The following is a 24,301-nucleotide window of genomic DNA, read 5'->3' on the forward strand; positions in this document are numbered from 1 at the left end:
ATACGTTTCGCTTCTTTGGTTCCTACTTTTACTACTTTAGGTCTCATTTCTGTACGTTCTACTCTTGGTTGACCTTCAGTAACCTCTCCTGTCTTATCATTAACAATATAAGGTGTTGTTGTTACCACTCTTCCTTCTGAACCATTGTCAATTATTTCGTTATTGCCAACTTCTTTAGTTGGATCTTCTTGGTAGGTTGTTTCAATAGGAATGACTTTAGTTTCCACTTTTGGCTGTGTTCCAACTTTTACAACTTTTTCTTTTGGTTCTGTTCGAACGCTTGTTGTTTCACCTTCCGTTACACTTCCATCAGAGTTTACAATGTACGGTGTTGTTTTAACAATTTTTCCGTCTTTACCTTCTGTTTCTGTTGTCTTCTCACCTTTTGGTCTTGTTGGATCTGCTTCGTAACGTACTGGTTTTTCAATTGGTGTTTCTACCACTTTTGGTTTAGTACCTACTTTAACGACTTTTGGCACCATTTCAGTTTTTCTAACAACCGGTACTCCATTAGTTACTTCCCCAGTAATTTCATTAACAAGTTTTGGAGTTGTTGTTACTATCGAACCTTCAGAACCGTTGTTTACAACTGTGTTCGTTCCTACATCTTTAGTTGGGTCTGGTTCGTATCGTGTTGTTACTGGGATTGTTTGTGTGACAACTGTATCTTTTGCTCCGTCTTTTTGATGAGTTACTGTATTCGGTGTTGGTGTAATTTTTCCAGTATCCGGATCTACAGTATGCGTTGTTGTTGTTTTATCAACGTCATCTCCATTTTTACTATAACGTATAATATCATTCGGTTTAACAAGGAATGTAATATCTCTTTCAATCGAAGCTGGCATATAAATTTTCACACCATTTTTGGTATAAAATCCTGCACGAGCTGCTGGCGATTCCACAACCGCTTTATAGCCAGTTATTTTACCTGGTTCACTAAGTTGTGTTTCACTTGACACTTCATTAGTTTCTTTTTTCCATTTGAATTTTGTATTAAGCGGATAGAGACTCTCTTGACTTGTCGCGTCTGTTGCATCCGAATTCACTAACTTCACATGAAAATGCGAATCACCTAGTTTAGTATTTATTGGAACTGTCTTAGGATTTTCAACTGTTTTAATATCTACAACTGTATATTTGAATTGATACTCTTGCTCATTACCTGATGCGTCTTTTACAAGGACTTTCCCGATATGATCCCCTAAGGCAGCATTTGAAGTAGCTGTGATATCATTTCCTGTAATTTGAACATTTCCGTTTGGTGTATCTGTGTTTTTAACAAATTCTCTTCCACTTGGAAGACCAGAAGCTTTAACCTCAGTTACCTTTCCAGAATTATCACTTACTGTAAAGGTTGGATCGAAAGTTGCACCACGGAAAATAACAAATTTGCTATTTTCATTTCTAGCATCTGTAGATAATTCACTTCCATCGAATGATACTTTGGGCTTTTCGCTTTCGTTTATAGTAACTGTTACGATTTTAGATGATCTATATTGAGTAGCTACTGGTCCATCTTCCGCAGTTTTTGGTAATGTTACTTTTACATAACGAGTAGCTTCACCCTTCTCTGTTACCTGCTTATTCGCAAGTGGTGTACCATCTTGGTTTACCCACTCGTAAGTTGTACCTGTTGGTAAATCTTCTGAACCTGCAACCTTAGTAACAGCAGCTTTAGCATTTTCCTCTGTTAATGTTGCTCCATTATTAACAATAATCCTGTTAGGGGCAGCCATCACATCGTAAACATGGTGAGAAACAGTTCCCTCATGTTTTAATTTTAAATTAACATTTGATTCATTGTCATTAAATCTGCTAGCTGCATAATAAGCTCCAAATGTATAATCTGTCTTACCTAAACCATCTGTTTCTAAGTAAGTATGGATTCTTGCGTCAGGTTTATTTTCGGTTCCTTTCTTAACAAACCAGCTCATTCCAGTTGGTAGACCTCTGTTTACATAGTAATTGCTTTCAGAATCATTAGTTCTAGTAACTCCTCTGAAATCATAAACAGTGTTCGCTACTGGGAATGTAGCCTTAACATTATAATTAGCTCTAACTGTTTTAGAAGTTCCATCATTGAATCGAACTGTAATATCTGTCCAGTTTCCATCTCTTACAGTATTAGTGTTAAATGTTGCTGTTACGACAGCATCAGCTGGTAAAGGTTGTTTGCTAGATCCATCTTGTAATTCAACAATGGTCTTCATTTCTGCCGCTGATAGTGTTTCGCCTTGTTTCAAGTTAATAATTGGACGTTTTACAACATTGGTATTTTGTTGTACTTCGACTGGAACTTCATCTTTACTTCCATCTGGATATGTTACTTCTACAGTGACATATTTTTTACCAGCTGTTGTTGTTACTGCTCCATTATTTTTCAACGATGTTCTAACTCCACCATCTCGAATAGCTTCTGGTGAAAGATTTGGTACAGACACAGAGTTTTTAATTTTATCTAAATCTGAATTACTAATACTTCCAATATTATTTACAGCTACTGGTGTTGTTCCTGCTGTCGGTGTGTATTTATCTTTCTGCTCTTTCACAACCATTTTGAATTTAACAGTTGTCACATTTGATGGATCACTCTTATCAGTTGCATTTATTGTAACGCTTTTTTCTTCAATTCTGTTACCTTTTTCTACAACACCTGTTATCGTGTGTCTTAGTGGATTTGTTTCTGTAGCGTTGTCACTACTTAACCAAACTTCACTATTCGCATTAGGATTTTTATTGAACCAAATACCGTTTGGCATCCCACTTCCACGAAGTTCTTTAATTTTGCCTGTGTTATCTGAAGCTTTTATCGTAACATTTGCTTTTTCGCCACGATATACGGTTACTCTCGGTAAACTTGCTTCTGGAGTTGATTCTGAAAGTGTTGTGTCAGATCCATCATCACCAACAAGTTTCACTATTGGTTTTACAGTATCCGTCACATTAAACGTCATTTGTACTGCTTTTTTAGCAGGTGAATAGATTGTATAATTTACACGATCTATTTCTTTCGTATTCACCACACCAGGGAATACAGCCGTAGCAATATACTTAGTAATTCTTCCTGATTCGTTTAATCTCGTATTATTAGAAACTTCAGTAGTTTGGAATGTGCTAAGATTTAATTCATTCCATTTAAACTGCATATTACTTGGGTAATACTTATCATTCTCTGCAGTATTACTTTCTGCTACTTTGAAGTGGTTATGAGGATCTCCTAATTCACTTCCAAGAGCACGATTTTCTGTCGTACTATTTTTTGCTTGAATATCTACAATACGATATTTAAATTTATATGTTGCACTATTACGACCATCATTTGCAACCACAGTCGCAGTACTTTCTCCAAATGAAGCGCCATCTGCTACATAATTATCTGGAATTGTATAATTAAACTCTTTACCACCACTAGTCGTGACATTTGCAACTCCGTTTGGAAGTCCAGTAATTGATAAGTTTACATTATTACTCTTATCATCCTGAACTCTAAATGTAGGATTAAAGTTTGCTCCACGATAAATAATAAAACGATTATCATCCGCATTTGTTGTCAATCTGTTTCCGTTAATCGATACTGTTGGCGCTGCCTTGTCAGGAACTTCTGTTGGTGTTACAGGTGCACTAAACTCTGACTCTACTGTGCCATTATTTTTGACAGTTGTTTTAGCTGTAATGGCTGTAGACGGTAATGCTTTTGATACCGTAATTGTAGCAGTTGTTCCCTTAGTGTTCCCAGTTCCAATAACCGTATTACCACTATATAATGTCACTGTAGAATTATCAGGAACTCCCTTACCTACATTTACAGTAACCGTTTGCCCAGTCTTCCCTGCTTTTTCATTTACAGAATTTTGGTCAATTACAGGTTGCTTTGGAAGCACTTTCAATGTTGCATCAGTAGTATTTGAAGTATTATCAGAGTACTGTGCTTTCACTTTATAACGAAATACCCCTGCTGTAGTCGTATTTGGTTTCCCATCTGGCCAACTCCAACGGATATCTGTAGGGAAGTTATTATTTCCTGTTACGAAACCAGCATCCACCGGCTTATCTAGATCGCCAAGAGGGGCATCGACTTTCTTTGTAACCTCTCTACCGCTTATAGGGTATTTTGCACTTTGTTTAACAGTTGGTTCTACATTTTCTCCATCCTTTTTTCCTGATCCAAAAACATACGATTGGCTTGTTGTCTCTCCATAAGTACCTGCAATGGCTAGAGTAAATGCTTTTTGAACATCTTCATCCGTTACACCTGATCTTAATTTTGCTTTAAAATGCATGTGTACAGCAGCTGTTTTATCATTGGTTCTCACCCCTATACCATAAGACCACCGCTTGTGCACTCCATCTAATGCCACTGCATCTTTTAAAAATTGATCAGTTTTATTGTTTTTAAAATAGTCCTTCATATCTTGATTATATGAGTTACCATTCTGACGAACACCTAGAGTGTTAAAAAATGTTAGGTACCCTTTAGAGTGACTACTATCACTTAAAAAGTTAAAATTTTGAGTTGATTCATATCTGAATTTATCAGGATTTTGAGAAAGAGTCCCACCTTCATCTTGATTTTTTCTTTTATATGTGTCAAAGCGTAAATCGCTAATAGTGTCTGACTTATAAGCTCCTGCATTTCTTCCGTCAGGTACTAAATCTAAAATTTTTGCAGGTAAAATGACATTATATTGTTGTTGTCTACTAAGAACAGCCATTGACTGTCCATCGTTATTAAAGAAGACATCGTAAACCAGATATTTCTGCCCATTAATCGTCTCAATTCGAGCTGTCATATCCACTTTATTCTCTGTGAATTGTCTATTGTCATTCCTAATGTTTCCACTACCATCAGTTGCACGGAATCGTTGATAGATTAACAGGTTATTCTGATTAGTCCATGTTGGAGATACCGTTGCAGCTCTAAAACCTGTACCTTGACCCATGCTTTGACCATGACGTGGATCGTGAGAACCTGAACTCAGACGTAATGTAGCGTTTTTAACAGAGTTAAACATTCTCTTCACAAGTTTGTTCATTTGTTCAACATCTGTTAGAGATACTGTTGTATTTTCAAGAACGCCTTGAGCTAAGACCATGACTTCATTGGCTTTTTCAAGAACTTCTTTCGTGGTATCATGTTTAGGAACTTCTAAAATTGCTGCCTGCAATTGATCAACAGATACTTTCAAAGAATCTTTTTTAGCTGATACAGTTTGATTCTCTTCGCTTGCTCTTACTTCAGAAGAAGATTGGCTCGCTGGTTTTTCAGCCTCAGTTCCAGTATTACTTTCTCGAACCTCACTTGATTCTTTTACCGCATTAGATAAAGTAGCTAAATCAGCAGACAAAAGTTCTTTTAGTTCATTAATATCTTTTTGAACTGCATCAGCTTTATCTAGTAATGCCTGAGCTTTCTGAACTCTTTCTTTTACAGAAGAAAGCACTGAGTCGTCAAGGTTTAATTTAGTTGAAAGAAGAGAATTTAATTCTTCAACTACTTTTCTCAACTTAGTTTTATCAACCGTATTACTACCATTTTCAACAAGTGCAGTTTCTTTATTTTCTAAAGAATTATTGACTACTTCTGGTTTATTTTCAGTAGGTTCCTTAATACCCACAGGCGAGTCGCCCTTATCGTTAGGTTGTACTACACCCGCCGTAGATTGTGAACCGCTTCCGCTTACGGTATCCGCACTAGCAACGCGCGCACCCAAAAACATCAGTGCTGCAACAGCTACTGAAGCGGCACCGAAACTATATTTACGAATAGAAAAGCGCAGGACTTTTTCCCGTTGATGACGCTTTACTTTATATGAATTAGATTTGTGTTCCATTTCTCCTCCTAAGGAAAATATAATTAAAAAGCAATCTTTATAACTTCAACTCCTTAAAAAGAGTTAAGCTATAAAAATCACTATGATGATCGCTATCAGCAAATAACATCACAGCTATCACAGCTATCACAGCTATCACAGCTATCACAGCTATCACAGCTATCACAGCTATCACAGCTATCACAGCTATCACAGCTATCACAGCTATCACAGCTATCACAGCTATCACAGCTCAATTATACCATTTTTAACATATTCAATCAAACAAAAACAGTATAAATAAGGCTGATTTTAAGATTTTAATAAAACGTAACCAAGAAGTCTATAATAATTAAAAACAACTCTTCATAACAATAAATATCCGACCCTTCATTTTAAAGTCTTCTCCATATATCTCCTATACATATAAACTTATACTATTTTAAATCAAATTCACAAACTTTCGTCTCATAAACAGATATATGATAGTTTTAATTGAAAATCCTATTATTAATTCCCTATGCCTATCATTTCAAAGTATGCACTTATACAACGATATTTCTTGAATAGGCTATCAATAAACAGGGAATTTTGATTTCAAATGAGTATAGTTAGTTGAGGTTAGAACAGTACAACAAAACTTCTAATTCATTTTTAGAAATTGATCTAACCCCCATAATCGATTTGTACACATTTATTTCAGTCCACTATCTCTTAGTACGATTATTGATACCTACTTTTTCGAAAATACAAGAACAGCCTTGCACCTCTTGAAATGAGGAACAAGGCTGTTTTTTAATCTTTTGTGTTCATTGTCCACTTAACAATGAACAATTCATATTTTGACTACATTTTTAGTCTTCTTTTTTCTTTGCAAGAGCAAGTCCGAGACCACCTAGCATACCAAGAAGTCCTAGAGAGGCAAGATTCGCATTTGATTCTGTTCCTGTACTTGGTAATACATTTTGAGAATCATTTGACTTAGCTCCATTATCAACAGTAGTCTTAGTATCTACCGGATCTGCATTTGGAGTAACTACATCTGGAATTGGAGTTGGAGTTGGAGTTATTGGTGCAGGTGTATCTTGAGCAGAACTTCCATTAGTATCAGGTGTTACTGGCGCAACTGGATTTGTATTTGTAGTTCCACTTACTTTTCTGAAAATGTGGGTAATTACTGGTTCATTTTCATCAATCACAGTTCGTACAAATTCATATTCTGGAATTGATCCATGTTCAGCATCCTTTTCATTACCTGTCTTAACGGATGGTTTCAATACATTTCCATCTTCATCAATCCAGCGAACCTCAATCATTAGCTCTGGCAATTCAATTGAAGCCGGTAATACACCATTTTCAAAAATTGTTACCTTAGGTGGAGTTGCTGGATTTGAATGTGTACTTCCACTTACTTTTCTGAAAATGTGGGTCATTACTGGTTCATTTTCAGCTATCACAGTTCGTACAAATTCATATCCTGGAATTGATCCATGTTCAGCATCCTTTTCATTACCTGTCTTAACGGATGGTTTCAATACATTTCCATCTTCATCAATCCAGCGAACCTCAATCATTAGCTCTGGCAATTCAATTGAAGCCGGTAATACACCGTTTTCAAAAATTGTTACCTTAGCTGGATTTTCTACTGGAACTTCCACAGCTGGTTTACCTGGTTCAGTAATCTTACCTGTACCCGGAACTTTACCTTCTGGTAATTCACTGTTTGGTACTTTACCTTTACCGTCTTCACCGATTGTGACTGTGATTGGCTTATCACCTTTACCTGGGATTTCTACCGTAGTTCCTGGTGGGTATGTTGAGCCATCTGGTTTCTTCGGTGTTACTGTAACATCACCTGTCTTAGGATTTTGTTCTAACTCTACTTTTGGTTCTTTCGTTATTCCATAAGTTCGAACTGTTGTCGGAGTTACCTTACCTGTTTTTGGATCAACTTCATAGGTAGTGGTATCAATCACATCGCGACCTTCAGAATCTTTAGAGTGTTCAACCTTAGTTTTAGCTCCTACTTTAACGATTGTCTTACCTGCTGGGCTGACTACTGGGGTGCCAACGTGTGCTGTGATATGACCGTTCTTTGGATCTACATCGTAAGTGGTTGTAGTAACTGCTTTACCTTTTTCACCCTCAGTACGCTCATCTGGTGTACCGAAGTCTTTTTCAACATCTTTAACGTATTCCACTTCTGGTTCAATCGGTGTTTCTACTACTTTGTCCTTGGCTGCAACTTTAACGACTGTATTCGTTGGTTCTTTCGTACGAACTGGTTTTCCTACACTTGGGGTAATTTCCCCTGTTGTTGGATTTACTTTGTACGTTGTTGTGATAGTATCTTCACCATCTTCACCTTTAACGGTGATTGCTTCAGTACCTTTTTCTTTCGTATCATCTTTTTCGTAACGTACTGATGATGGTACTACTCTCTTCTCAACCGTTGCTTCTTTACTTGTTCCGTAAGTAGTTACTGTTGTTGGAGTCACCTTACCTGTTTTTGGATCAACTTCATAGGTAGTGGTATCAGTCACATCACGACCTTCAGGATCTTTAGAGTGTTCAACCTTAGTTTTCGCACCTACTTTAACGACTGTCTTACCTGCTGGGGTGACCACTGGGTGACCAACGTGCTCTGTAATATGACCGTCCTTTGGATCTACATCGTAAGTGGTTGTAGTAACTGTTTTACCTTTTTCACCCTCAGTACGCTGAGCTGGTGTACCGAAGTCACGAGTATCATCTTTTTCATAAACCACTGCGGGTTCAATTAGTGTGTCTACTACTTTGTCTTTGGCTGGAACTTTTACAACTGTTTCTGTTGGTTCTTTCGTACGAACTGGTTTTCCTACAGTTGGGGTAATTTCCCCTGTTGTTGGATTTACTTTGTACGTTGTTGTGATGGTATCTTCACCATCTTCACCTTTAACGGTGATTACTTCAGTACCTTTTTCTTTCGTATCATCTTTTTCGTAACGTACTAGAGATGGTACTACTCTCTTCTCAACCGTTGCTTCTTTACTTGTTCCGTAAGTAGTTACTGTTGTAGGAGTTACCTTACCTGTTTTTGGATCAACTTCATAAGTTGTAGTGTTGATAACTTCACGACCTTGGTCATCCTTGCTACGCTCAACCTTAGTTTTAGCCCCAACCTTAACGATTGTTTTGCCAGCTGGGGTGACCACTGGGTTATCAACGTGTTCTGTGATATGACCGTCCTTTGGATCTACATCGTAAGTAGTTGTAGTAACTGCTTTACCTTTTTCACCCTCAGTACGCTGAGCTGGTGTACCGAAGTCACGAGTGTCATCTTTTTCATAAACCACTGCAGGTTCAATTGGTGTTTCTACTACTTTATCCTTAGCCGCAACTTTAACTATTGTTTCTGTTGGATTTACTATTACTGGATTTCCTACATTTGGAGTAACTTCCCCATTGTCTGGATTTACTGTGTAAGTCGTTGTGGTGGTCTTACTTCCGTCTTTTCCTGCAACAGTAATATTTTCTTGACCTCTATCACGACTAGCATCTTTTTCGTATTTTACTGGGGATGGGATTGTTTCTACTTCTACTTTATCTTTCAATCCATTTTCTTTAAATGTTTCTTTTGTTGTATGCTCTATTATGTTTCCATTATCTGGATTTACTGTATATGAAGTTGCTGTCTTCACAATGTTATTTCCATCTTTAGAAGTTACTACTTTATCTTTCGCTGCTACTTTAACGATAGTAGTTGTTGGATTTACTATTACTGGCTCTCCTACATGTGCAATAGCTTCTCCACTGTTTGGATTTAATGTGTAAGTCGTTGTGGTGGTCTTACTTCCAGCTTTTCCTGGGACAGTAATATTATCTTGACCTTTTTCGCGACTAGTATCTTTTTCGTATTTTACTGGAGATGGGATTGTTTCTACTTCTACTTTATCCTTCAATCCGTTTTCTTTAAACGTTTCTTTTGTTGTATGCCCTGTGATGTTTCCATTGGTTGGATTTACTATATATGTAGTAACTTCTTTGACAATGTTATCCCCATCTTTAGAGTATACTACTTTATCTTTTGCTGCTACTTTGATAATTGTATCCGTTGGTTTTACTATTACCGGCTCTCCTACATTTGGAGTAACTTCCCCATTATTTGGATTTACTGTGTAGGTCGTTGTGGTGGTCTTACTTCCAGCTTTTCCTGGGACAGTAATATTATCTTGACCTTTTTCGCGACTAGTATCTTTTTCGTATTTTACTGGAGATGGGATTGTTTCTACGTCTACTTTATCCTTAGCTGGAACTTTAACGATCGTATTAGTTGGTTCTTTCGTACGAACTGGTTTTCCTACACTTGGGGTAATTTCCCCTGTTGTTGGATTTACTTTGTACGTTGTTGTGATTGTATCTTCACCATCTTCACCTTTAACAGTGATTGCTTCAGTACCTTTTTCTTTTGTATCATCTTTTTCGTAAACTACTGGAGATGGTACTACCTTCTTCTCAACCGTTGCTTCTTTCCTTGTTCCGTAAGTAGTTACTGTTGTTGGAGTCACCTTACCGGTCTTTGAATCAACTTCATAAGTTGTAGTGTTGATAACTTCACGACCTTGGTCATCCTTGCTACGCTCAACCTTAGTTTTAGCCCCAACCTTAACGATTGTTTTACCAGCTGGGGTGACCACTGGGTTGCCAACGTGCTCTGTGATATGACCGTCCTTTGGATCTACATCGTAAGTAGTTGTAGTAACTGTTTTACCTTTTTTACCCTCAGTACGCTGAGATGTTGCACCGAAGTTTTCTTCAACATCTTTAACGTATTCTACTTCAGGTTCAATCGGGGTTTCTACTACTTTGTCCTTCGCTGCAACTTTAACTATTGTTTCTGTTGGATTTACTATTACTGGATTTCCTACATGTGCAATAGCTTCTCCATTGTTTGGATTTACTGTATAAGTCGTTGTTGTTGTTTTACTTCCGTCTTTTCCTGCAACAGTAATATTGTCTTGGCCTTTTTCTCGACTAATATCTTTTTCGTATTTTACTGGGGATGGGATTGTCTCTACTTCTACTTTATCTTTCGCTCCCACTTTTACAACTCTAGCTATTGGTATAGTTACGACTTCTGGTTTGCTTTTTGATGGAGTTAGGGTTCCATTTACTGGATTTACGCTATAGGTTGTGGTGACTTTAGTTTTTCCTGATTTCCCTGGAAATTGAACGGTATCAGTACCTTTTGGACTGTTCTCATCTTTTAAATAAACTGGTTTGGGTTCAACTGAATTATACTCAACTAAATCCTTCGCGCCACCTTTATTGACTACTTCTTCCTTCTCAGTCGAAGTAAGACTGCCAGTTTTTGAGTTTACTGTGTAGCTTGTTGTCTTCTTAACAACGTCGGCTCCTTTTTTAATGTATTCTACTTCATCCTTGGCTGCGACTTTGACAACTGTTTCTATTGCCGGTTGCTTAACTACTGGTTGTCCTACATGTGCAATAGCTTCTCCATTGTTTGGATTTACTGTATAAGTTGTCGTTACTGTACTAGTGCCTGGAGTACCAGATACTGTGACTTTTGCTTCTTCTTTAGCCCTTGTGGCGTCTTTTTCATAACGAACACTTGGATCAAGTGGTGTAACGACAACCTTAGCCTTGGCACCATCTTTCTTAAACACTTCATCAAGTGTATTTTTAGTAATCTGTCCTGTATCAGGATCTTTCATACTCACAGTTGTTGACTTAATGATGTCATCTCCGCTTTTACTGTATACAGTAGTTTCTCCAAATTTTTCTACAGATTTAACTGTTGTAATTTTTTTATCTTGATAACCTGTCCCATCTAAGGAAATTCGTTTCCCAGACATAAACTCTGATCGTCTATTAATCAGATCGGCTTCAAAATAAGAACGTGAACTATGACCTCCGCTTGTCCGTCCAACATTTATAACAACATCACTATCATTGCTGACACCTTTTCTTATCGTCGAATCATTATCAACAATATAATGAGTCATTTTACCAGACTTAGCTATTTTTTTGCTATCTAAACCTTTTTGCCAAAATTCACGACGGGAAACCCAACTTGTCACAACTTTTGGAGCATTGAATGTTGTTCCTTTTTTTAATACATTATTATAAAAGTTTCTATAAGCCTGCTGTTCTTTAGGAGACATGACTCTGCTATCAGAATATGCCAACTGATAGGCTTCAACCATTGCCCGTTGTACTAAGTATCCTCCTAAAGAATGTCCTGTCAAATAAAGATTGGTAATACTCTTATCTTTAGCTAGTTCGCGCATGATATTTTCTGCATCGTTCCCTTGCTGAGGATTGCTTCCTACTCCAAGTACTCCATCAGCCACAATATCTTTGGCATCACTTGTTCCACGAAAGGCTAACACTTGTGCAGTTCCATTTGGTAAATATAAGAAATCACTCTTAGTTTCATACAAGACAGCATCTAGTCCACTGGATGTATGATAGCTTTTCTTTCTTTTCCAATAAGGAGCTAATTCCCTATTCATCATCATGTATTCATAGCGTGGTTTACTTTCGCCTTTCTTTTTGTATAAATCCGCCTCTGTTAATTGCTTCTTATTATTTAAAACTTTATCAATATAATCATCATCACGGTAAGACAATTCCATGAACATAATCATATCGCGCTCACTGACATTCCATTTTAATTTTTCATCTGGCTTTTCTTTACTGTCAATAATACCATCACCATCAGTATCTTCTAACATAGGATGACTATTATAGCCTACATACTTTTTTCCGTCCTTTTCATAAATATAAAGTTCTTCTTTATCCTTCAAGTAATCTTCATCTGTATAAGCTTCTGGACTTAACTTAGGGCCGTTTAGTAACAAACTGTCAAGCTTATTACCTTCTGAACCGATTACTCCTGCTTTTATTTGCTTAGCATACTCATCAGTTAATTCATACTTTTTAACCTCGGAAGGATTGGATGCTGCTCTCACCTCTGGAGTGCTTGATCTGTCTTCACCCGCCACGGAAGCCCTTGTGATCAAGCTATTATTTTCCTTATCCCCAGATGTACCGAGTTCTGTAGTCCTTGTAGATCTTATTGGAACATCTCTGGTATCTAACTCAGAAGCAGGATTATTTTGATTATCTGGTATAGGTTGAACTGCTTCTCTTTTCTCCACAGAAGATGGGGAATTTTCCGTAGAAGCAAGCACTCCCTGAGATGGTGTAAACAAGGCAATTCCTATTAATACAGAAGCCACTCCAACAGAAAACTTTCGAATCGAAAAACGTTGACGTTTATTAAAAATATCTTTCATTTTACCAACTTTCTTTCTAACTATTTTTTACAAAATAGAGGCTTCTAATATTTTACATAGACAGAATACTAAATCGTTTCTTGACTAAAATTTTAGAGCTTTTCCTCTACTTCATCATAAACTACCACATTGATTTCTAATCATAGAAAATGGATTGCTTAATATTACTAAAATATCAGTAAAATATAAAAAAATGTAATACTCAATGAAAATCAAAGAGCAAACTAGGAAGCTAGCCGCAGGCTGTACTGGAGTACGGCAAGGTGAAGCTGACGTAGTTTGAAGAGATTTTCAAAGAGTATAAATATTTCACTTCCAACACTGCCATTATACCATAAAAATTCATAACACTCATGTATTTAAAAAAAGTTTATTAAAAAGCCTTTAAAATCAAAAAACACATAATATCAAGTATTGAAAAAACTTGATATTATGTGTTTTATTGTAAAAAGATTTACTTCATTTTTTTCCTAGAATTGAGTTTTTGCCCAGTCTCATCAAATCTAGATTTTTTCTTCTTTGATATCAATCACAATCTCTTCTGCTTGGTCAAGAATTTCTGCCTTTTCTTGCCATTGCTCCTTGAGGTTATTGAATTGATTTTTTGATGCTTCTGTTGCTTGACGAGCACATGATTTGGCTTGAGCAAGTACACTGTCCACAGTGATTTCACCTGACTCTACCTGTTCTTTGGTTTTCAGAACAAAATCTGTAGCCTGATCCTTAACTTCTGTCAGTTTTTCACAGACCTGCTCCTTGGCATACTCCGGATCTTCTCTCAAATCATCTAGAAAATCTTGAGCCTGACTGCAAACTTGTTTGCCCTTGTCGCTTGTTAAAAACAAGGCAAGAGCTGCACCTGAAACGGTTCCTAAAAGGATTGAGGATAGTTTACCCATAAGGATTCTCCTTTTTTATTTTTTGAAAAATTTACTTGCAAGACGAAGAGCTGACAAACTTGCACCGGTCTTGAGTGTTTTTGAACCAGCTGAGGAAGCTTTCTTGCTCAAGACACGCGCATGGTCATTGAGGTCTGAAACAGATAGAGATAAATCTGCGACAGCATTAAAGAGTGGATCAATCGTTGCCACCTTGACATTGATATCATCTGCCAAGACATTGACCTTAGCCAGCAATTCATTGGTATGATGCAAGGTCACATCCACATCTGAAGTCAAGGTTTTAATCGTCTTCTCTGTTTCATCGATAACACGACCAAGCTTTTGTACAGTAATGATTAGATAGACTAAAAAGACAATCAAAGCTAGGGCAACAAGAATATATGCAACTTCTAACATTTATTTTTCCTCCTCTGTAACATAGTAAGGGGCCTTCTTTCGATTTTGATAAAGAATGATAAAAATACCGAGACCGATAAGGATAACTGATAGCCATTGAGACACTCGAAGGCCAAAGAACATGAGACTATCTGTCCGCATACCTTCGATGACCATACGACCAAAACCATACCAAATCAAGTAGAAAGCAGTGATATGACCTCGTCTGAGACTCTTCCATTTTCGTCTCAATATCAAAATCAAGGCAAAGCCAAGTAGATTCCATAGAGACTCATAAAGGAAGGTCGGTTGACGGTAGCTCCCCTCAATATACATCTGATCACGGATAAAGGCAGGTAGATAATCCAAATTATCCACTGCTGCACCATAAGCTTCTTGGTTAAAGAAATTGCCCCAGCGACCCAAACTTTGGGCAATCATAACGCTAGGCGCTGCAATATCTAGAAAATCCCAAGTATTGATAAGTTTACGATCAGCAAAGATATAAAGTACAATAGCCCCTGTAATCAAACCACCGTAAATAGCCAAACCACCATTCCAAATGGCAAAAATCTCTCCCAAATTCTGACTATAGTAATCAAAACGGAAAATAACATAGTAGAGACGTGCTCCTAAAATAGCCAAGGGAAAGGCTATCAAGATAAAATCTAAAATATCGTCTGGTATGATCTTCTTTCTAGGCGCTTCTTTCATGGTCAAATAAACCGCAAGAATCAAACCTGTCACAATACACAGGGCATACCAACGAATGGCTAGAGGACCTAGATGAATAGCAATTGGATCAAGCATTAGGCACCTCGTTTTGAGCAATAAGATTTGTCAAGCGTTCTTCGAATAAACGCGTCGCATCAAAGCCCATTTCCTTGGCACGATAGTTCATGGCAGCTGCCTCTATTACTACAGAGATATTACGACCTGTTTTCACTGGGATGCGGATACGAGGAATGGCTACGCCAGAAATTTCTATTTCCTCCGCATTGTTTCCAAGACGATCAAAAGTCTTATGTGTATCGTAATTTTCCAAGTAGACAGCTAGCTGAACCTGTGAAGAATCCTTGACCGCACTAGCACCGTAGAGACTCATAACATTGATAATCCCAACTCCACGAATTTCAAGCAAGTGTTTCAAGATTTCAGCAGGTTCACCCCAAAGAGTAATCTCGTCCTTAGAAAAGATATCGACACGGTCATCGGCTACCAAGCGGTGACCACGTTTGACAAGCTCAAGACCTGTCTCGCTCTTACCGATGCCACTATCGCCTTGAATCAAGACACCCATCCCATAGATATCCATCAAGACACCGTGAACACTGGTGCGTTCCGCCAAACGAGAATCCAAATAACTAGATAATTCTCCAGACAAACGACTAGTAGCTGTACGGCTGGTTAAAATGGCAATCTTACATTCTCTAGCAGCCTTTAACATCTCCTCTGGAACCACCAAACCACGAGCAACAATGACCGCGGGTGTCTCAGGTAGAAACATTTTTTTCAAAACTTCATAACGGCTGTTGGAAGGCATGCTAATCAGATAAGACCACTCCTTCATCCCCAAGAGCTGGATCCGCTCTGGCGTATAGTAGTCAAAGTAGCCTGTCATTTCAAGACCAGGTCGCGTAATATCCGCTATATTGATTTCCTTTTCAAGTAATTCTGGTTCGCCATAGACAATGTCTAGTCTAAGCTTTTCAATCACGTCTTTTACTAAAACCGACATCATTTCCTCCTTCAATCGAGTTCTTTTTACTATTATATCAAATTGTAGGAGGATATTTGAGATTTTTGCAGGCTTTGGAGTATTTATTTATACTCAATGAAAATCAAAGAGCAAACTAGGAAACTAGCCGTAGGCTGCTCAAAACACTGTTTTGAGGTTGTAGATAAGACTGACGAAGTCAGCTCAAAACATTGTTTTGAGGTTGCAGATAGAACTGACGAAGTCAGTAACCATATCTACGGCAAGGCGACGTTGACGTGGTTTGAAGAGATTTTCGAAGAGTATTAAAAGAAAAAGGACTAGATTTCTCCAGCCTTTCATTTCTAATTAGAATTTTTTACGTTTACGAGCTGCTTCTGACTTACGTTTACGCTTTACAGAAGGTTTTTCATAGAATTCACGTTTGCGTGTTTCTTGAAGAGTACCAGCTTTAGTAACCGCACGTTTGAAACGACGAAGTGCGTCGTCAAGAGATTCATTCTTACGTACTACTGTTTTAGACATTTTTTTCACTCCCTTCAAGTTCAAGATCTATTCTATTCTACACGTAAAAGGAATAATTGTCAAGAAAAAATGCGGTTTAATTTTGATTTTTTCTGCCATTTATACAAGAGTTTAAAGTACTCAGGTAGAAGAAACTGAAGGGTTTCGTTTTTTATTTTTCAAGTAAGCTAAGCGCTTCAGCATCTGCGATAATGGTCACATCAGGGTGATTTTGTAGGCTACTTGCTGGTAGATTCTCAGTCACCGGGCCAGAAACTGTTCCAGCAATGGCTTCTGCTTTTGATTCACCGTAAGCAAAGAGAAGGATTGACTTGGCATCCAAGATATTTTTAATCCCCATTGAAATGGCTTGGGTTGGGACGTCTTCAATCTTATCAAAGAAGCGCGCATTGGCTTCGATAGTCGACTGGTCAAGTTCGACTAGATGCGTTTGACTGTCAAATGGAGTACCAGGTTCATTAAAGCCGATATGTCCATTGCGACCGATTCCCAAAATTTGCAGGTCAACTGGATGGTCAGCCAAAATTTGATTGTAGCGTTCTACTTCAGCTTCAGCATTGTCCTTAACCCCACGAGGCAAGAAACTTTCTTTAAATGGTTTTTGGTTGAACAAGTTTTCTTGCATGAAGTGACGGTAAGACTGAGGATTGTCGCCATCAAGCCCTACATACTCATCAAGGTTGACACTGGTTAGATTTGAAAAATCAAGGTCACTCTCAACAATTTCCTTGTAAAATTCAAGTGGACTGCTTCCTGTCGCAAGTCCTAGGGTTTGAGCGCCGTTGTCCAATTTTTCCTTCAAAATCTCAAAAGCAACTTTTCCACCTTCAACTTGGTTTTCAACTTTAATAACTTTCATCTTTTCATCCTCCATTTCTGTCTATATTTATTATATGGTATAGACCAATTTTTGTCAAGTGAAAACGATTTATTTTCTAAAAAAAGAGCGTCCAAACTTGAAACATGTTATAATGGATAGGATTAGAACTTAGAAAGAATGTACATATATATGAATACAGCTGATTTTGATTTCCACTTACCCGAGGAATTGATTGCCCAAACGCCCCTTGAAAAACGGGATGCCTCTAAACTCCTCATTGTCAACCGTGATACTGGAGAAATGCAGGATAAACACTTCCACTCTATTATTGATATGCTGGAACCCGGTGACGCCCTTGTCATGAACGACACCCGCGTTCTCCCTGCCCGCCTCTATGGTCAAAAGGAGGAAACAGGAGGTCATGTGGAACTGCTCCTCCTTAAAAACACTAGTGGAGACGAGTGGGAAGTTCTGGCTAAACCTGCCAAACGCCTCAAGGTCGGTACTCGTGTCAGCTTTGGTGATGGCCGTCTCAGCGCTGTCGTGACAGAAGAATTGACCCACGGGGGCCGCATTGTCCGCTTTGAATACCAAGGAATTTTCCTAGAAGTCTTAGAAAGTCTGGGTGAAATGCCGCTACCGCCTTATATCCATGAAAAACTGGATGACCGTGAACGCTATCAAACCGTTTACGCCAAGGAAAGTGGCTCTGCTGCAGCACCAACTGCTGGATTGCACTTCACCAAAGAATTGCTGGCAGAAATCCAAGCTAAGGGTGTTCATCTAGTCTATCTGACTCTTCATGTCGGACTCGGAACCTTTAGACCTGTTTCAGTTGACAATCTGGACGAACACGAAATGCACTCAGAATTCTATCAACTTTCTGAGGAGGCTGCTAGCACCCTTCGCTCTGTCAAAGAAAATGGTGGTCGCATCATCGCTGTCGGAACCACTTCTATCCGCACCTTGGAGACTGTTGGTTCCAAGTTTGATGGGCAAATCCAAGCAGATTCTGGCTGGACCAATATCTTTATCAAACCTGGCTATGAATGGAAGGTAGTGGATGCCTTCTCAACCAACTTCCATCTGCCAAAATCAACTCTGGTCATGTTGGTTTCTGCTTTTGCAGGCCGTGAATTAGTCTTAGATGCTTATCACCATGCCATCCAAGAACACTACCGCTTCTTCAGTTTTGGCGATGCCATGTTTATCTATTAATTTCATAATGAAAAAACGCATATTATCAGGTAATAAAACCTTGATAGTATGCGTTTTGTAATGGATAAAGAATTATACTATTTGAAAATCTCTTCAAACCAGGTCAGCTTCATCTACAACCTCAAAGCAGTGCTTTGAGCAACCTGCTGCTAGTTTCCTAGCTTGCTCTTTGATTTTCATTGAGTATAAGTTAGTCTTTTCTCAAGCTCGGATCTTTCAAACTCTGAACACTAGCATTGATCACCGCGCCTAGGATAACAATTTTAGCAATCAAGATAAACCAAAACATCATAACAACAAGAAGAACAGAACCTAAAATTCGGACGTCCACTAAATGATGGACATAGTAATTGAGATAACTAGAGAACAGAGTTAGTAAACCTAAAATCACTAAGAGAACAAAGGCACTACCTGGTAGGGTATAACTAATTTTCCTGTTAGATAGATTGGGAAGAAAATAATAAAGCATGACCAAGATAGCAAAGAGGAGGGCGTAAGTCAGAGGACCTGCCAAACCTTGTAAAGCCTGATAGATAATGCCATCTTTTGTCCAATAATGAGCAAGTAAATCCAAAATCATCTGCCCAAATAAGCTCAAAAACAAGGCAAACGCAAAGAGGAGCTGCAAACCAAAACTGACCAGGAGACTCACCATCTGATGGGAAATAAGTCCACGACTCTTTTCGACGCCATAAGCCTTGTTAAAAGCTTTTTGCAAGAAATTCATAGATTTTGAAAAACTCCATAGCGCCGACAAGACAGAAAAACTCAACAAACCTGTTGAAGGTTGCGTCAAGACTTCTCTAGCTATTTTTTCCACACCTTCATAGAGGCTTGGGGGCAGGACGTCTTTCATAAAGCCCAGAAATTCTCCCACAGGAATCTGAAAATAGGGGAGGATATTGACCACCACCAAAAGCAGGGGAAAAATCGAAATCAACCAATAGTAGGCTACCGCGACACTGGTCAACTCACTATCTGATGCTTGATAATAATACAAAAAGGCTTTTACTAAAGGCTTGTCTATCAGCTCGTTCCACCACTTTTTCATGTAACACTCCTTCACTTATAATCTTATACTCAATGAAAATCAAAGAGCAAACTAGGAAACTAGCCGTAGGTTGCTCAAAGCACTGCTTTGAGGTTGTAGATGAAACTGACGAAGTCAGTCACATATATAATCCAAGGCGACGCTGACGTGGTTTGAAGAGTATTAACTAATTTCTTCTTACCAATTCCACCATATCATAAGGCAGGGTATTGGCAGCTTCCTTCAAGGAATAGTTCTCTAAGTTATTGACATTTTGTCGTAATTTCTTGGCATACTTGTTCGTAATCAATCGTTTCTCTTCATATTCAAAAATCAACTTGCGCTCCAAATAATAGCCCCTCAGCATTTCATCGATATTGTTGGGTTTGATACGTGTAATAACCCGTTCGACAAAGGCACCACTGCTGATAATAGCTGTTTCACGAAGACGAGACTCCTGCATAAAACTAATCAAAGAGCGTCTATAGACTCCCTTCAGGTTTTCCAAACTTTCAATAATCATCTCTGTATTGGCAAGATAGAGCTCTGCAATTTGGTCATAATCAAGAGCACGGAGACGGCTTTGCTCCTTGTCCTTCCAGCTACGGAAGGTCTTTCCGAGAGTAAAAACTTCATGAAGGAGAAAACGTAAAATCCGCAAAGAAACAAGGAAATAATAGGTCAATCGTGACGCAAATTTACGATTGATGCCTCGTTCTATATTTTTCAGATAACGTTGGTAAACTCGGTAAGCACGATTGCTAATGTTTCCCTCTTCATAGGCCTGTTCCAATCCATCACTTTCAATACTAAGAATCAAGAGTTTCAAAGCAGCCCAGTCTTCTTGATCATCTTGGTTTTCTTGGCTTAAAATGAGATTTTCAATACGTCCATGGTAATTGTCAATAGCCGCATAGAGGGGAAGTTTATTTCTGGTATCTTCCAACTCTTTTTCCAACTCTAGCGTTACTTCATTCAAAATGGCGATATGCATGAGATAATCCTTGCTTTCTTCCTGTTCGTCAGAAAGCTGAGGCAAGACCACGAGGCCTGTTAAAAAGCTTACAAGTGTCACACCTGCGACGAGGAAAAGCAAGAGAGGATACTCCTGCTCTAGATTACTTGGTATCAGAAGGATTGTAGCAATCGACACCGTTCCCTTAACACCTGAGAAGGTCAAGAGAAGCATGTCCTTCATATACTTATTTAGCTTTTTCTTGAGACGTCTAGTCCTATAGGCATAATAGCCATAAATCATGACAAAACGAATAGCAAAGAGGACAAAGGTAAGGGCGACAAGCGATACCAGCAAGAGTAAGGGATTATAGATTGGATTGGTCAAGATAGGCTCTGCTATCATTTCCAGCTCCATCCCTAAAATCACAAAGACAGAACCGTTGAGCATAAAGTTCACTGTATGCCAGACCGTCTCGGTTACCGTATCCACTTGAGCTTCGAGGAGCGTAATTTTCTTAAAACGGCTTGCCTTTAAAATCCCAGCAACCACAACGGCAATAATCCCTGAAACATGGACTTCTTCTGCCAGAAAGAAGGTCACCAGAGGCAAACTCAATTCTAATAAAAGTTCACTGGCAATATCCGTCGCTCTCACACTTAGCAAGAAGCTATGGAGGAAACGGTTGGTCATGGCTGTTAAAAATCCAATTAAAAAACCACCTAGGATTGAAAAGATGAGCGAACTGCTAGCTTGCCCAAGGGAAAAGGCTCCTGTTGTCCAAGCTGTCAAAGCTACCTGAAAGGCAACCAAACCAGATGCATCATTCAAGAGTCCTTCACCCTTAAGGATATTGGACACGCGCTTAGGAAAGCTAAAACGCTCCGAAAGAGAAGCAAAGGCAACCAAGTCCGTAGGGCCAAGAGCTGCCCCAACAGCCAAGCAAGCCGCCAAGGGAAGGCTGAACCAAAGAAGGTGGGCCAAGCCACCCAAACTCAGGGTCGAGATAAAAATCACTGGAAATATGAGATAGATAATGATTCGCCAGTGTTTTAAAATAGCCGTAATATCTGCTTCCTCCGACTCTCGGAAAAGCAAGGGCCCGATAACCAGGGCCAAAAACAACTCTGTATTGAGATGAAAGTCAGTATTGAGTAAAAAGAGACCAATCACGATTCCCAAAAGAATCTGCACCAAAGGGAGAGGCAAAAAGGGCAGGAGCTTGTTGGTTGTACTTGAGACAATCAAAACCATTAAAAATAGGATGAGGTAAATCAGTAATTCCACGCACGTCCTCCTTAATCTTTTTTACAACAGGATTCAAATATCTCCTTCTGCTCTTTGATTTTTTGGTCAATCTTGGAACAATCTTTGTGCTCAATTTTTCTCTGGCACCGTTCCATCTCAAGAGCAACTAATTTTTTCTTAATTTTAAGCATTTTTTTGCTCATATGCGCTTGGTCTAGCACACCCACCGCTCGTTCGTGGTGGGTTGATTCAACAAAATTCTGGCGCATGGCATCCAGCTTTTCACGTAAGTATTGTTTATCCATGTCTATATCTCTCTAATTTTTCAATCATCACTAAAAATGGCGGGTTATTAACTTGGTTCAGGGTTCGGTAAATGGCAGCTGTATACTCTTGTTGCTTCAACTGGCTAACAAAATCCAAGACAGCATCCCTCTCGATGTCGCCTCCATCATGACCATAGTAGATCATAATGGCAATCCGTCCACCTTTGACAAGCAAATGACACAGCTTTTCTAATGCTTCAATCGTTGTCTGAGGTTGGGTAATGACTGACTTATCAGCTGACGGCAGATAGCCCAGATTAAAAATCCCTGCCTTGACTTCTGTCACAAACTGGTCCAGTGTCTCATGACCTTGCAAGATTAACTGGGCATTTGTCAGGCTAGCCTGGTCCAAACGCTCTTGCGTCTTTTCCAAGGCTTGTTCCTGAATATCAAAGGCATAGACTTTCTTGGCTAGCTTGGCTAGAAAAAGTGTGTCGTGACCATTTCCCATAGTCGCATCCACTACGATATCCTCTTTTGTCACTACCTCAGCCAAAAAATCATGTGCCATCTCAAGGGGTCTTTTCATTTTCAAACTCCTGTTTTACAGCCTTGCATCCTTGAACGCTTCCACGACGTCGCATCTCCATCTCAATGCTGTTGAGTACTTCCCATTTATTGAGGCTCCACATAGGCCCAATCAGCATATCTCTAGGCGCATCTCCTGTAATTCGATGGATGACGATATGCTTGGGAATGATTTCCAGTTGGTCACAGATGACCTTGACATATTCGTCCTGACTCATCAACTGTAAACGTCCCTCGTGGTAGTCCCGTTGCATACGTGTATTGGTCATCAGGTGAAGCAAGTGCAGTTTAATCCCTTGAATATCGTTATCCGTGACACAGCGACGGACATTTTCAATCATCATCTCATGGGTTTCACCAGGCAAGCCATTGATCAGATGGGAAACAATCTCAATCTTGGGATACTTTCTCAAACGTTTGACCGTTTCCACGTACAATTCATAAGAGTGGGCACGGTTAATCAGATCAGAGGTTGTTTCATAAGTGGTCTGCAAGCCCAATTCAACCGTCACATGCATGCGCTCCGATAACTCAGCTAAATATTCAATGGTTTCGTCTGGTAAACAGTCTGGCCGCGTTCCGATATTGATGCCTACCACACCTGGCTCGTTGATAGCCTGCTCATAGCGCTCTCGGATGACTTCCACCTTTTCATGGGTGTTGGTAAAATTTTGAAAATAAACCAGATACTTCTGAACATCTGGCCACTTACGATGCATAAAGTCAATTTCCTTATAAAATTGCTCACGGATAGGTGCATCCGGTGCTACGATAGCATCTCCAGAACCTGAAACTGTACAAAAAGTACAGCCTCCATGAGCCACAGTTCCATCACGATTGGGACAATCAAATCCCGCATCAATAGGGACTTTAAAAGTCTTTTCTCCAAAGAGTTTTCGATAATAATCATTCAAGGTATTATAAGATTTCATAACCTTCATTATAACAAAAAACACTCACAATCTCAAAAGCCTGACTTTCCTATAAATTCCTCTGTTTCTCATTTCCATTAGCCTTTTTTTATGATACAATATGGATATGATTTTAATGAAATTAGCATCTATTTTATTATTGATACTGACCTTAGTCGTCTGCATTATCATAACCAAACTTTTTAGATTAAAAAAACTAGGACGAAACTTTGCGGATTTGGCTTTTCCAGTCTTGGTATTTGAGTATTACCTGATTACAGCTAAAACCTTTACCCATAATTTCCTCCCTAGACTGGGGCTAGCCCTCTCAGTCCTAGCCATTATTCTCGTCTTTTTCTTCCTTTTGAAAAAACGTAGCTTTTACTATCCTAAATTCATCAAATTCTTCTGGCGTGCAGGATTCTTATTGACCCTGGTCATGTATATCGAGATGATTGTTGAATTGATGGCTCAGAAATAAAAAATGAAATCGAAAACACCTCAATCAAGCTGAAATAGAGTGATTGAAGTGTTTTTCTTTATATCTTTTTTAATAATTCTTATACTCAATGAAAATCAAAAAGCAAACTAGGAAGCTAGCCGCAGGTTGCTAAAAGCACTGCTTTTAGGTTGTA

16 protein-coding genes are annotated in these 24,301 nt (G+C 38.8%); 3 read left to right on the plus strand and 13 right to left on the minus strand.

Annotation, left to right across the window (positions count from 1 at the left end; all coding sequences use genetic code 11):
* The 6 genes from SMSK564_RS06875 to hprK form a co-directional block, all read right to left on the minus strand.
* The coding region (locus SMSK564_RS06875; RefSeq protein ID WP_000400414.1) for a G5 domain-containing protein at nucleotides 1-5,831 on the minus strand (5,831 nt) is incomplete at its 3' end.
* Nucleotides 5,832-6,664: 833 nt separating this feature from the next.
* On the minus strand, nucleotides 6,665-13,111 hold the full coding sequence (locus SMSK564_RS06880) for a G5 domain-containing protein (protein ID WP_000651643.1): 6,447 nt from the start codon (nucleotides 13,109-13,111) through the stop codon (nucleotides 6,665-6,667).
* 503 nt (nucleotides 13,112-13,614) lie between these two features.
* On the minus strand, nucleotides 13,615-14,010 hold the full coding sequence (locus tag SMSK564_RS06885) for a YtxH domain-containing protein (protein WP_000517368.1): 396 nt from the start codon (nucleotides 14,008-14,010) through the stop codon (nucleotides 13,615-13,617).
* Between the two features lie 15 nt (nucleotides 14,011-14,025).
* Nucleotides 14,026-14,409, minus strand: a complete 384-nt coding sequence (locus tag SMSK564_RS06890; protein ID WP_000895038.1) for a DUF948 domain-containing protein — start codon at nucleotides 14,407-14,409, stop codon at nucleotides 14,026-14,028.
* On the minus strand, nucleotides 14,410-15,198 hold the full coding sequence (gene lgt / locus SMSK564_RS0102290) for a prolipoprotein diacylglyceryl transferase (protein ID WP_000886646.1): 789 nt from the start codon (nucleotides 15,196-15,198) through the stop codon (nucleotides 14,410-14,412).
* On the minus strand, nucleotides 15,191-16,126 hold the full coding sequence (gene hprK / locus SMSK564_RS06895) for an HPr(Ser) kinase/phosphatase (protein WP_000115133.1): 936 nt from the start codon (nucleotides 16,124-16,126) through the stop codon (nucleotides 15,191-15,193). The genes lgt and hprK overlap by 8 nt, the downstream gene beginning before the upstream one ends.
* Nucleotides 16,127-16,222: 96 nt before the next feature.
* Between hprK and SMSK564_RS13640 the strand changes: the two genes are divergently transcribed.
* On the plus strand, nucleotides 16,223-16,414 hold the full coding sequence (locus tag SMSK564_RS13640) for a hypothetical protein (RefSeq protein WP_000693445.1): 192 nt from the start codon (nucleotides 16,223-16,225) through the stop codon (nucleotides 16,412-16,414).
* Nucleotides 16,415-16,453: 39 nt separating this feature from the next.
* Here the strand turns inward: SMSK564_RS13640 and rpsU are convergent, their stop codons facing one another.
* Both rpsU and SMSK564_RS06905 read right to left on the minus strand, forming a co-directional pair.
* On the minus strand, nucleotides 16,454-16,630 hold the full coding sequence (gene rpsU / locus SMSK564_RS06900) for a 30S ribosomal protein S21 (RefSeq protein WP_000048054.1): 177 nt from the start codon (nucleotides 16,628-16,630) through the stop codon (nucleotides 16,454-16,456).
* Nucleotides 16,631-16,781: 151 nt separating this feature from the next.
* The gene (locus SMSK564_RS06905) at nucleotides 16,782-17,489 is read right to left on the minus strand and encodes a glucosamine-6-phosphate deaminase (protein ID WP_000864612.1); all 708 of its coding nucleotides are present in this window, start codon (nucleotides 17,487-17,489) and stop codon (nucleotides 16,782-16,784) included.
* A 150-nt stretch (nucleotides 17,490-17,639) separates the two neighbouring features.
* Between SMSK564_RS06905 and queA the strand changes: the two genes are divergently transcribed.
* Nucleotides 17,640-18,668 carry a tRNA preQ1(34) S-adenosylmethionine ribosyltransferase-isomerase QueA gene (gene queA / locus SMSK564_RS06910; protein ID WP_001090127.1) on the plus strand — a complete coding sequence of 343 codons (1,029 nt, stop codon included), beginning with the start codon at nucleotides 17,640-17,642 and terminating at the stop codon, nucleotides 18,666-18,668.
* A gap of 190 nt (nucleotides 18,669-18,858) precedes the next feature.
* On the opposite strand, the gene SMSK564_RS06915 is transcribed toward queA, so the two are convergent.
* From SMSK564_RS06915 to mnmL, 5 genes are all read right to left on the minus strand, one after another.
* Nucleotides 18,859-19,719 carry a YihY/virulence factor BrkB family protein gene (locus SMSK564_RS06915; RefSeq protein ID WP_000759532.1) on the minus strand — a complete coding sequence of 287 codons (861 nt, stop codon included), beginning with the start codon at nucleotides 19,717-19,719 and terminating at the stop codon, nucleotides 18,859-18,861.
* A gap of 166 nt (nucleotides 19,720-19,885) precedes the next feature.
* A complete protein-coding gene (locus tag SMSK564_RS06920; protein ID WP_000421671.1) occupies nucleotides 19,886-21,940 on the minus strand; it encodes a cation:proton antiporter in 2,055 nt (684 codons plus the stop codon).
* 11 nt (nucleotides 21,941-21,951) lie between these two features.
* Nucleotides 21,952-22,206: a hypothetical protein gene (locus SMSK564_RS06925; RefSeq protein WP_000361085.1), complete on the minus strand. Its 255-nt coding sequence runs from the start codon at nucleotides 22,204-22,206 to the stop codon at nucleotides 21,952-21,954.
* Nucleotides 22,199-22,756 (minus strand): tRNA 5-(aminomethyl)-2-thiouridylate-methyltransferase MnmM, encoded by a 558-nt coding sequence (gene mnmM / locus SMSK564_RS0102300; RefSeq protein ID WP_000828412.1) that lies wholly within the window; start codon nucleotides 22,754-22,756, stop codon nucleotides 22,199-22,201. The genes SMSK564_RS06925 and mnmM overlap by 8 nt, the downstream gene beginning before the upstream one ends.
* Nucleotides 22,740-23,696, minus strand: a complete 957-nt coding sequence (gene mnmL, locus SMSK564_RS06930) for a tRNA modification radical SAM protein MnmL/YtqA (RefSeq protein ID WP_004236493.1) — start codon at nucleotides 23,694-23,696, stop codon at nucleotides 22,740-22,742. Before mnmL ends, mnmM begins: the two co-directional genes overlap by 17 nt.
* 91 nt (nucleotides 23,697-23,787) lie before the next feature.
* On the opposite strand from mnmL, the gene SMSK564_RS06935 reads away from it, so the two are divergent.
* Nucleotides 23,788-24,147, plus strand: a complete 360-nt coding sequence (locus tag SMSK564_RS06935; protein WP_004236494.1) for a DUF3397 domain-containing protein — start codon at nucleotides 23,788-23,790, stop codon at nucleotides 24,145-24,147.
* Nucleotides 24,148-24,301: the final 154 nt, after the last annotated feature.

Source organism: Streptococcus mitis SK564 (assembly GCF_000148525.1).
Classification (GTDB): domain Bacteria; phylum Bacillota; class Bacilli; order Lactobacillales; family Streptococcaceae; genus Streptococcus; species Streptococcus mitis_H.